The 7,006-nt window shown below is 42.6% G+C and carries 3 protein-coding genes; all 3 read right to left on the reverse strand.

Going from position 1 to position 7,006, the window contains the following annotated elements:
- Nucleotides 1-84: 84 nt before the first annotated feature.
- Entirely contained in the window at nt 85-2,523 is a 2,439-nt protein-coding gene (locus ACFW2W_RS15090) for a tetratricopeptide repeat protein (protein ID WP_378179508.1), read from the reverse strand.
- 186 nt (nt 2,524-2,709) lie between these two features.
- Nucleotides 2,710-5,862 (reverse strand): PAS domain S-box protein, encoded by a 3,153-nt coding sequence (locus ACFW2W_RS15095; RefSeq protein WP_378179510.1) that lies wholly within the window; start codon nt 5,860-5,862, stop codon nt 2,710-2,712.
- Between the two features lie 493 nt (nt 5,863-6,355).
- Nucleotides 6,356-7,006: RNA-guided endonuclease TnpB family protein (locus tag ACFW2W_RS15100; RefSeq protein WP_378179512.1), on the reverse strand; the 651-nt coding region annotated here is incomplete at its 5' end.

The following is a 7,006-nucleotide window of genomic DNA, read 5'->3' on the forward strand; positions in this document are numbered from 1 at the left end:
GTCGTGCGTCAGGCAAACTGGAAAAGGCTTCCACAATGGCAAGCGTTCTCATAGCTCGATAAGAAAAATTCGTTGAGCTTTAGCTTACTGGATTTCACCCTCTCTGTCTAGAATGAAATAGCCCTGGGGATAAGCCACACCAATATTTGGTAGACGAATCAGTTTTTCCGAATAATGTTCTTGTGCATTTTCCGGCTCCATCAACTGGCTAGATAAAAAGTAATCTAAAGTTGGTAAACCAGTTGTAACTGGATGTCCCCATGCTACGCATTGTACAGGAGCAAGACGCAATCCAGCTATTTGGATTGTTAGAGCATCCATCCCAACTTCTGGAAATACAAGTATATGTAGTTTGTCGGTCAAAATCTGTTGACATACAGCTTCAAGATTATAAGGAATATGGTGAAATACATCACTATAACCCTGAAATTGTCGTGTTATGGCGTCTGGTTCATTTCCTGTGTAGTAACAGTAAATTTCAAAGTTTTTCTTTTCGCAGTAACGCAACCAGCCTGTTAACCAAAGGGTTCCGCTGTAAGAATGCAGATAAGCCGAAACATAACCAACACGAATTTTGTTGTTTTCTGTAAGCGGAGGCATAGATACAGGCTCCACCCATTGTGGATAGTTTGCTGCCATAATTTGATGGACGAAATCTCCATATTGGCGTTGTAACTCTAAAACATTGTGAGCCTGATAACCTAAGTAAAAGTTAGTGAAACAACTTATACCCATCAAGGCATTAGTTTTGTCTCCTAGCGTTTCAATTGTTGTCTGTTTAATTAGATTTTGTATCCCTTCTATAAATCGTTGACGATAAAAATTAATTTCATCGTGGGTATCGTAAATAGCTGGCAATATTAAGTTTTTGAATATTTTGAAAACGTATTCATTAGGCAGTAATTGAGATGCTTTGTCTGCACTTGATATTGCTTCTTCAATCTGTCCGTTCTGCTGCAATAATTTTATGAGGTAAAAGTGCAACTTACCTGTTATCGGGTGAAAGCAGATGCCTTCTTGAAGTGTAGCGATCGCTTCTTGTAGTCGATTTAGATGTATAAAGCAATCACTCAGGTTAAAATAAACCTCTGCATCTCCTGTTTGGATTTCTATGAATTTTTGATATTGCTCAATCGCTGTTTCATATCTCTCTTGCTGGTAGAGTTTATTACCAAATTTTAGAATGAACTGTGTAGGATTCTTTTGGGCTTCTAATGCGATCGCTAGGTTATTCAATATATCAGGATTGTCTGGACTTAGCGTCAGAGCTGTTTTATAAACTTCAATCGCTGGCTCAAGTTGATTCTGTTCCATTAACAAATTTCCCAAATTGAGGTAGCTACCAAAGTGGCTGGAGTTAGCTGCGATCGCTTGACGGTAGACTGCTTCAGCCTGCTCGCTTTCACCTGTCTGAGTGAGAAGATTTCCTAAATTGTTGTAAGCCTCAATTAGTTTTGGTTCGAGAGCGATCGCTTCTGTGTAAGCGGAAATTGCTTGAGAATTTTGATTGATTTTCTCGAAAGACAATCCAAGAATATAGTATCCTTGAAATAGAGATGAATCTATTTTTAGTAAATTTAAAATAGCTTCGATAGACTTTTGATATTGTTCGGCTTCGTAATATAATACTCCTAAGCTTAACCACGCTTTAGGATCGCGATTTCTCGCCAGTAGAAAGTCACGATAATTTTTCTCGGCGGCTAAAAACTGCCCTTGCTCATGCAGTGATAAGGCTTCTTGATAAAGCTTATCTAACGCCTCTTCTTTTTGTTCAATAAACTGTAATTGATAGATAGCCTGAACAACTGATGTTTGGCGCATTTGGCTGAAAGTAGACCAGGGATAGTTAGATTTTTTATTTACATCCCAACTGAGAACCTGAATCCCATTCCAAAAAGTGTGATAGCCGTCTCTTGGCGTCAGCAACTCTAGCAATAATTGACACTCTGGGTTAGCAGCCATAAAGTCCCAATTAGCTTGGCGCACCGTTTCCCAATTGCTATCATCCACAATAATCAGGGCTTTTTCAGCCAGAAACGGTCTGATTAGGAGTAATCCTAATAATTGCGATCTATAGTCGTGAGCGCCATCATATAAATAGACACCAATTTTGTCGTCTGGCTTGATTTCTCGAAGCTCTAATAAAAACTCTTCAAAATCTTGATTGCAAAAATAAACTTGATCTTGAATATCAAAATTTGATAAATTATTAATTAATATGTCCAGATTTTCACCGGATTGGTCAAATTCAGAAAAGTTGTCTACAGCGTATGCCATTCGCTCTGGATGATCGAGCAGTGCGCCAATTAAAGTTGAACCTTGATAACAGCCAATCTCACAGTATATTTCATCTGGTTTCATGCACTCCACAGCAAAATGGAGCAACTGCATCACGTTTGCTGTAGTCATTCCTTGAACTTGGTCAAGTGCCTGCTGAAACCGCGTTGATTTGGGTACAACCGACTCTTGTCCCCAATTTTCATAAAGGCTTGGCAGTTGCTCAACAAACTTTTGATAATCCATCGCTAAAACCTCGTATGCCTACTTTTAGTTTATCTAAATAAAAAAATAGGCACAAAGTTTTGGTTCATTAAAATCTTGATAAAGGTGATAAACAGGGCAAAAGTTAGTGCTAGAAAGGGGAGGGGGTGACGATCGCGCATACTTGACCGCGTAGCGCGTATCGCATCGACTTCTGGAATCACAGCACTAAGTTAGAAGCTCGTGAATGGATTTCAACAAATCTTCTGCGGTGTAGGGCTTCGACAAAAATCTTTTGACTACGCCACCAGCGATCGCAGCCAGCTTATGGTTGGAAACCAGTCCACTCACGGCAACAACTTTGACCTGCGGGTTCATTTTTTGCAGGGCGCGGATGGTGGTTGACCCATCCATCGCTGGCATCATCATATCAATTAATACTACAGCGATCTCCGAGCGATGCTGGGCATAGAGCGCGATCGCTTCAATCCCATCGTTGGCAGTGAGTACCCGATAGTCGTAAGCTTCTAGGGATGTTTTGGTCACCTCCCGAATCGCTGGTTCATCATCAACCACCAGAATCCATTCTCCGTGACCTCTAGGCAGTTCGTAACGCTCCTTATTTTCTGCGTTTGTTGTAGTTGTGTTAGTTGCTGGAAAATAAACTTTAAATTGGGTTCCTCTTCCTACTTCGCTATAGACATTGATAAAACCGTCATGACCTTTAATAATCGCCAAAACAGTGGAAAGACCCAGACCTGTGCCTTTACCAAGTTCCTTTGTCGTGAAAAATGGTTCAAAGATTCTTTCTAAACTCTCTGGCGGAATACCACTACCAGTATCCGAAATAGTGATGACAATATAAGACCCCGTTTTGGCATCAATATTCATCCGAGCATAGTTTTCATCAATGAGAAGATTTTCGGCAGAGATACTCAAGATGCCACCATCTGGCATCGCATCGCGAGCATTAACGCAGAGGTTCATCAGCACCTGATGTACTTGGGTGGCATCTCCAGAGACAGGCCAAAGTTCCATCATCGCTATATCTGTATATATTTCGATTGATTTAGGAAATGTCTCTTTGGCAATTTTTTGAATTTCCGCAATTAAGTGCCCTACTTGAAGTGTCATTCTCTCACCTTCAACTCCTCGCGCAAATGACAAGACTTGCTTAATTAGCTCGGCACCACGTTTAGTATTTGTTTCTAGTAGATCCAAAAGCCGCTGACTGCGCGGATCGGGAATTACCATTTGTAAGATTTGAATGGCTGCAAGAATTGGCGTCAGCACATTGTTTAGATCGTGGGCAATGCCGCCAGCCAGCGTACCGATACTCTCCATTCTTTGGGCGCGGCGGAACTGTGCTTCAAGTTGTTTTTTCTCTGTAATATCGGTGTCTACGGAGAGGATTGATTTGGGTTTTTCTTCGTCATCGCGCACCAAGCTCCAACGACTGGCGACAACAATTTGTTTGCCTTCTTTGGTAACTTTATACAATTCACCTTGCCACTCACCTTTGTCGGTAACAGTCTTTTGCGCTTCTAGGAGTTGAGGCGAAGGATTGTTGTACAAAATCTCCGAGACATTTTTTCCCAGAACTTCCTCCGCCTTCCAGCCGTACAGTAACTCAGCTCCTTTACTCCAAAGTACGATTTTGTCTTCCAGATTTCGCACGAGAATTGCATCTGTTGTTACATCTAGCAAGGCAGCTTGTCTGCGGATTTTTTGTTCTGCCTGTTTGCGCTCGGTGATGTCTCGATCCATGCCGCGATAACCTTGGAACTTTCCATCACAATTCCAAACTGGAACTGCACTGGTTTCTAGAACAACCAGATGACCATCTTTGTGAAGAGTAGTATTTTCAAGACAGGTAATGGGTTGTGCAAGGGCAGTCATTGACCCAAAAATATTAGCAACTCGAAAAGCTTCTTCTGGAGGCATGAGATCGAAGGGAGTTTTGCCCAGTACTTCTTCTGGTTCATAACCCAAAATGTCGCGGAGCTTCGGACTGACATAAGTGTAAACAACGTTTTTATCCACCTCCCACACCCAATCGCTAGTCGTTTCGACTAAATTGCGAAACCGCTCTTCGCTTTGGCGCAACGCCTCTTCGTTAGCTTTGCGATCGCTAATGTCACGGGCGATCGCATACATCAACCCTTCTTTAACGACCGGAAAGGCTGTCCATGATAGCCATTTATACGAACCATCCTGACAGATGTAGCGGTTCTCAAAGTCAAGGGTCGGTTCGCCAGTGGCAAGTTTCTCCAATTCGCCAAGGGTTTTTGCTTGGTCTTCAGGATGAACAAAGTTGAACAATGGTGTAGAACAAAGTTCTTCTTGGGAAAGTCCAAGGGTTTTCCCAAAGGCTGGGTTCACGCGCTTAAAATAGCCATCCAAACCAGCAATACACAGCATATCTAACGAGAGGATGAACAAGCGATCGCGCTCTTCCTCTGCCCGCTTGCGAGCGGTAATATCCGTTTGCAAGCCTACGAAGTAGAGTAAGTTCCCCTCATCTGAAAATACTGGCGAAATTCTTAATTCATTCCAGAATGGCTGACCATCTTTTCGATAGTTTATTAGCGTCGTTTGAATCTCTTGTTGTTCGGCAATCGCTTGGCGAATTTGAGCGATCGCTTGCGGATCTGTGCCAGAACCTTGCAGAAAACGGCAGTTTTGACCCATAATCTCCTCTGGCTCATACCCAGAGATCCGCGAGAAAGCTGGGTTTGAGTAGATGATGGGGTTATCTGGCTGATTCGGATCGGTAATAACCACTCCCTCAGAAGCTGAAGTAATCGCCCGTGCTAGTTGCAGATTTTTGGAAGCAGCTTGCCCTAGCGCCTCCTCGGCTCGTTTGCGTGCAGCGATGCTGCGTTCCTGTTCAGCTAAATTACGCCGTAGCTCTAGTAGTTTAATCACCTGGCGGCTTAAAGCTTTAAGTGCCTCTACTTGTTCTGGGCTGAGGTTTCGCGGTACATAATCAACAACACAGAGCGCCCCAATTATCTGTCCCTCAGGCGTCATCAGCGGTGCGCTAGCATAAAATCGGGCACTAGGGCAAGCAATTACGACCGGATTGGTGGCGAACTTTTTATCAGCCAATGTATCAGGAATCATTAAAATGTCGTGTTGCTCAATCAGGGGGCACAACCCGACATCAAGGGGTAATTCTGATACCTCTAAACCCACCTTCGACTTGAACCACTGACGATTCTCATCCAGAAGATTTATTAATGCAATCGGGGTTCCACAAATGTGCGCCGCTAAATGGGCAAGATCGTCGAATGCCTCTTCCGGGTCTGTATCAAGAATCCGATACCGGCGGAGAGCTTCCAGTCTCGCCGTTTCCTTATTAGACACTAAAGTTTTCATCAGTACTTAATTCCTAACTTGGACGGGATTTCGGTAGCCGTCACCTGAAAATGCTTGTTCTGCCTTGTCGCGCTAAATGTCTTCAATGCTGAAAAAGCAGGAGAAAGTCTCAGCGATGAACTTTTCCGTCCGATAACCCTAGCTAGATTGTTCCCTGGCGCTCTAATGGACTAACACTTGCAGGAAAATCCACATAAAAATCGCTAAATTCTACACATTTTCGCTCAAACAGAAGGTCTCTAGCCTTTTACCGCAGTGCCGGAAGTGCGATCGCGACTGCTAAGGGTTATTTGTACCCGTGGGAAGTAAAAAAGGTGGTTTTGCTGCTTTCATGGTGTATGAAATGGTTTTCCTATTCATATCTAAATTCTATAAAATCTATCTAAAGGTTGATGACGGCTTATCATAACAAAAAAGTTTATGATGGCATTTTCTTTGTGATGTCCTATACACCAATCCTTCAACTCCTTGTGGAAGAAAGCAAGTGAACTACCTACACTGACCTTGCGGTACAGTGTAGGCTTCCCAATTCATTGGGGATTGCCTCGGTCTTCATGGATTTTTTACGTCCTGAAGACTTTGGTCTTACATCCCCTCCAAGGGCAGAAGAGCTAGTTCCTAACTCCAAAAGTCGCAAACCTTCATTTCTAATATTGATTGCAGCGTTGATATCTCTATCATGTTGCTGTTGGCAGTGTGGACAATCTACGAACCTTAAACCCAAAGAATCATAACCATTTTGTAGAGATGGGATTGGTAGTAGAGTCGCGCTACAAAGTTGAGAAGATGGGAAGAAACGCCCTATCTCTTGATATGTATGTCCAAACTTCTCAGCTTTGTATTTAAGCATGGCTAGAAACATTCCCCAACCCTGATCACTAATAGCTTTTGCCAGATTGGGATTTTTCACCATATTCTTAACTGCCAAATCTTCTACACAAATAACTTGGTTTTCGTATGCTATTTTGCGAGATAGCTTGTGTAGAAAATCCTCTCTTACTCTAGATATTTTACTAAAGACTTTTGCAACTAACCGTTTAGCATGGAGCCGCTTGTTTGAAGTCTTGTCTTTCTTCCTAGCTAATTTACGTTGCTTGCGCTTTCTATTCTTTTCTAGCTTTGCTATTTGTTTGTTTGGCAAATC

Source organism: Coleofasciculus sp. H7-2, from assembly GCF_042747725.1.
Taxonomy (GTDB): domain Bacteria; phylum Cyanobacteriota; class Cyanobacteriia; order Cyanobacteriales; family FACHB-T130; genus FACHB-T130.